At 70.3% G+C, this 775-nt stretch carries 1 protein-coding gene; it reads right to left on the reverse strand.

What is annotated here, in order from left to right; translation table 11 throughout:
- Positions 1 to 59 precede the first annotated feature (59 nt).
- Positions 60 to 775 (reverse strand): NPP1 family protein (locus CCN42_RS36995; RefSeq protein WP_107427710.1); only part of this gene is annotated, 716 nt, incomplete at its 5' end.

The raw sequence follows: 775 nt of genomic DNA on the forward strand, positions 1-775 counted from the left end.
CAGGGCCTAGGCCCTGGGACCCAGTCGGGGCGGCGGCAGGAGCGCTATGACGACACCTCCTAGGCGTACGGGTCGAAGGGGATGCCCGACGGCTTCGCCGACGCCAGGTGGCTGGTGAAGCTGCCGTCCTTCAGGCCGAAGTGGGCGCTGCCGAAGTCGTACGCGGACAGCTTCTCCCGCACGCCCGCCGGGTAGCCGTTCCAGCCGACCAGCGGCGGGTACTGCCAGGTCCCCTTGTGGTTCTCCGGCGGCTCGTCGCCCGCGCCTGCCAGGCGGAAGCAGTGGGTGCCGATGCCGTCCTTGTGGTAGACGACCTTCGCGTGGGTGCCCTCGAAGCGCACCCCGGAGGCGGCGGTGACGGTGAACGAGCCGTGGTTGGACGTCGAGACGTACCGCACCTGGCCGTTCTGCACCCAGACCACGACGTGCTCCCAGTCGTGCCGGTGCCCGCCGATGCTCGTGCCCGCCAGCGCCTGGTCCTTCTCGAAGTACAGGCCGTACAGGTAGGCGCACCAGCCGTTGTTGCACTTGGAGCGGGAGTAGCTGTTGGTGTTGTCCAGGTCGGAGGCGTCCCGGCAGTTGCCGTTGAGCGCGCCGGTCGGGCTGAGCCCGCCGTTGACGGTGCCGTCCGCGCTGATCGCGGGTGTCGGGTAGCAGCCGTCCGTGTCGTAGTCGAACGCGGGCTGGTAAGCGCGCTCGGCGGCCTCCGCGTTGGCCGGCAGGGCGGGCGCGCTTACCAGCCCGCGTTCGACTACGACACGGACGGCTGCTACCC

Origin of the sequence: Streptomyces glaucescens (assembly GCF_002154375.1) — a bacterium.
Taxonomy (GTDB): Bacteria; Actinomycetota; Actinomycetes; order Streptomycetales; family Streptomycetaceae; genus Streptomyces; species Streptomyces glaucescens.